This is a genomic window from Salinibacter sp., assembly GCF_036626415.1.
Lineage (GTDB): Bacteria > Bacteroidota > Rhodothermia > Rhodothermales > Salinibacteraceae > Salinibacter.
Map to the genome: position 1 here is coordinate 1 of NZ_JAZKRW010000201.1, position 3,738 is coordinate 3,738.

The following is a 3,738-nucleotide window of genomic DNA, read 5'->3' on the forward strand; positions in this document are numbered from 1 at the left end:
GCCTCTCCGTTGGGCTGGATGGACTTCAGGCCCTCCAGGTTGTCAGGGTTCAGGACGTTGTCCACGAGGCCGTACGCCTCGGCCTCCTCTGCACTCATCCAATAGTTGCGATCAGCGTCCGCCTCGATCTGGTCGATGTCTTTGCCGGTGTGCAGGGCCAAGATCTCGTAGAGGCGCTCCTTGAGCCACATGATCTCCTCCGCCTGAATTTCGATGTCGGTGGCCTGGCCTTCGGCCCCGCCCATCGGCTGGTGAATCATGACGCGGGAGTTGGGAAGGCACGCGCGGCTTTCGTCCTCACCGGCCGCCAGCAACACCGACCCCATGGAGGCCGCCAGGCCCACGCAGATGGTAGACACCGGGGCGCCCACGTACTGCATCGTGTCGTAGACGCCGAGGCCGCTGTAAATGACGCCCCCCGGCGAGTTGATGTACAGGTTGATGGGCTGCTCGGAACTCTCACTCGTCAAGTACAGGAGCTGGGCAACCGTCAGGTTGGCAATCTGGTCGTTGATCGGGGTGCCGATGAAGACAATTCGCTCCTTCAGCAGGCGGCTGAAGATGTCGTAGGCACGCTCGCCCCGGGTCGTCTGCTCCACGACCATCGGTACGAGCCCCGACATCGGCTGGTCGCCCAGGTCCCCGTCGTAAATGCCTCCCGGAAGGGACGTCAGGCCTCTGCTAAACTTGACAAAGTCGTCAACCATAGAGTTAGTACGCGTTCCTAAAAGTCTTAAGTCAGGGCGTTTCGAACCCTAGATTTGGGGGAGTGGTTCCCCTTCGGGTTCGCCGTACAAACGGAGGGGCGCAGGACTACGGGGCCACGCGCTGTCGTTGCTGCTGCTGTTGCTGCATCTCCTCCTCAAACTGCTCACGGCTCTTGGACTGCACGTCAAGGCGGTCGAGCAAGAAGTCGTACACCTTGTCGCTCAGGATCTGCTGCTCCACCTTCTCCATCATCTGCGGCATGGTCTGGTGGAACTGCTCGATCTGCTGAGCGGTCACCTGCTCCTCGCCCCCGGACTGTTCGGCGAAGAACGTCTGGATCTCCTCGTTGGAGACCTCCAGGCCCTCTTCTTCGATGATCTGGTCCCGGATGAGCATCCAGCGGCCCTGATCTTCGGCGTCGCGGCGGTTTCGCTGCCGGAAGTGCTCCTCGTCGAAGTCTTCGGGCAGCTCGCCGTCGTTCTCCTCCTCCACCTGTTTGACGAACGAGTCGAGGTAGCCCTCGATGACCGATTCGGGCACCGGCACCGGGTGGAGCTCCAGCATCTTGTCGATCACCTCGCCCTGCGCCATCTCGCGGGCCCGCTCGTCCCAGGCCTCCTGTAGTCGCTCCCGAATGTCGTCGCGGAACGCCTCAACGTCGTGAAGCTCGCCCTCAGTGACGCGGCGGACGAACTCCTCGTCGAGCGGCGGCAGGTCGCGGCGCTTCACGTCGTTGACCGTCACCTCGTAGAGACGGTCCTCGCCGTCGCCTTCATGCTCGTGCGGGTGCCCGTGGCCCTCGTGTTCGTGGGCCGGGTGCTCCTGGGGCAGCTCCACGCGGAACGTGTCCCCTGCCTTCCGGCCCACGAGGGCCTCGCGGAGCTCTTCTTTGAGGCGGTCGTCGTCGAGGAAGAAGGTGAGGTCCTCGTCCTTGTCCCCGATGATGGGGGTATCCGTTTCCGGGTCGATGCGCTGGAGGTCGATGTTTACGTAGTCGGTGTCTTCGGCGGCCTCCTCCTCGAGGGGCAGGAGGTCGGCCTCCTCCTTGCGAAGGCGTTCCACTTCGTCCTCCACGTCCTCCTCGGTGATCGTGGGATCAAGCATCGAGAGCTCGACCGACGCGAGGTCTTCGAGCTCCACCTCGGGCCGAACGCCGAAGCGAAGGGTGGCCTCCAGGTCTTCGTCGAGCTCGTAGTCCAGGTCCACCAGCGTCGGCTGGCCGAGCGGCTCGATCTCGTCGCTCTCTTCCACTTCCTCTTCGAAGGCCTCCTGCACGAACCGTTCGGCCACGCGATAGCCGATCGCCTCGCCGTGCATCTTCTTGACGAGGCCGAGGGGCACTTTGCCCTTGCGGAAGCCCTGCACGTCCATGTTCTTTCGCTGGGCCTCCAGGGCCTCCTTGAGCTTCGGGTCCAGCTCGTCGGCCGGGGCGTGCAGGTCCAGTTCGTATTCGACCGGAGAGGCCTTCGAGAGTGTGGTGTCCATGAGCGAAAGGGCGTTGCGCTAAGAGGGCGAGAGCAAGAGCGAGTCGCCTGCGCTCCAGAGGGCTCTGAGGCAGAGGGCCCTGGGGCGCAAGCGCTCGCTTAACAAAGGGAACGTCTTTAGAATGCGTGGGGCAACGAAAAGATCGGCGAGACCGACCCCCACCGGCGGCTGGACGCCAAAGACCCCACAAATCCCGGATGAAAAGCCGGTGCGGACGTCTTGGCTACCGGTATGTGGCCCACCGGGCAATCTCGCGCAGGCTCGGGGTCTTTCCGTATGAGAGAATGCCGACCCGGTAGATGCGCCCGGCAACCCAGATCATCCCGACGAAGGTGCCCACCAGCAGGACGAACGCCGTGACGATTTCCCACACCGGGACGGTGGTGATGGCCATGCGCAGCACCATCAGGATGGGGGAGAAAAACGGGATGATCGACGTGACGACTGATACCGTCGCGTTCGGGCTCTCGATAATGAAGACGAGGAAGAGGATGGGCAGGATGAGCGGCGTCATGACCGGCAGCAGCAGGTTCTGCGCGTCTTGCTGCTGCTCGACGGCCGAGCCCACGGCGGCGAAGAGGGAGGCATACAGGAGGAAGCCGCCCACGAAGAACAGGATGAACCAGACGACGAGGTCGAGAGGAATCGTCGGAACGGAGATCCCGGCCGCCTCCCGCATCGCGTCCGGGGACGCTCCGGGAGAGGCGCCCAGGTCGGAGGGGGCAAAGAAGAGGGCCAGCACGGGCCCGACGACCGCCATGCCGCCCGCGGCGAGCGCGGCCCAGGTCACCATCTGGGCCAGCCCCATCGCCCCGATGCCGAGCACCTTGCCCATCAGCAACTCGAACGGCCGGACCGACGAGACGATCACCTCCACGACCCGGCTGCTCTTCTCCTCAATCACTCCCTGCATGACGTACTGGCCGTAGAAGAAGACGGCAAAGTAGATCACCAATGCCATCACGTAGCCGATGGCGGTGTAGGCCAGTGTGGAGTCGTCTGTGGTGCCCGATCCTTCGCTCAGCTTGCGCGTGGCGAGCGCTACGTCCGAGTCCACGATGGACAATACGTCGGCAGAGGCGCCAGCCGTCTCGAGGCGATGGCGCCGGAGCACCCGGTTTACCCGAGAGTCGAGGTCCGATCGAAGGCTCAGGCCCCCGCCCTCCATCGAGTAGTAGGTGGCCTCCCCCGTGCCGTCCAGCAGCGACGCGGGCAGCCGGAGGTATCCGTCGTACTGTCCGCGCCGCACGGCGCTGCGGACCGAGTCCGTCGAGAGGTCGACGGGGCGAAAGGTGAGGCGCTCCCCGCTGGCGGCCACGAGCGAATCGGCGAGCCGGCCCGTCTCGTCCATGACGGCGACCGTTCGATCGTCGGTCTGCTCGGCGAGGTACCCGAACAGGGCGGGCGCGGCGAGCACAAGAATGGCCCCGAACGGCACCAGGAGCGTCGCGAGCACGAACGCCTTGGAGCGGACGCGGCGCCAAAACTCACTGCGGAGGATAAGCCAGATCTTGGAGAGCGACATTCGAGATCCGTAGCTGAGTT

Annotated in this window: 3 protein-coding genes; all 3 read right to left on the reverse strand. The window is 64.3% G+C overall.

From position 1 onward, the window contains the following. Positions 1–707, reverse strand: a 707-nt coding sequence (locus tag V5A20_RS13565; protein WP_332327589.1) for an ATP-dependent Clp protease proteolytic subunit, incomplete at its 3' end; no start/stop codon positions are given. A 106-nt stretch (positions 708–813) separates the two neighbouring features. Next, a complete protein-coding gene (gene tig, locus V5A20_RS13570; RefSeq protein WP_332315225.1) occupies positions 814–2,193 on the reverse strand; it encodes a trigger factor in 1,380 nt (459 codons plus the stop codon). A gap of 223 nt (positions 2,194–2,416) precedes the next feature. After that, the coding region (locus V5A20_RS13575; protein ID WP_332327590.1) for an ABC transporter permease at positions 2,417–3,738 on the reverse strand (1,322 nt) is incomplete at its 5' end.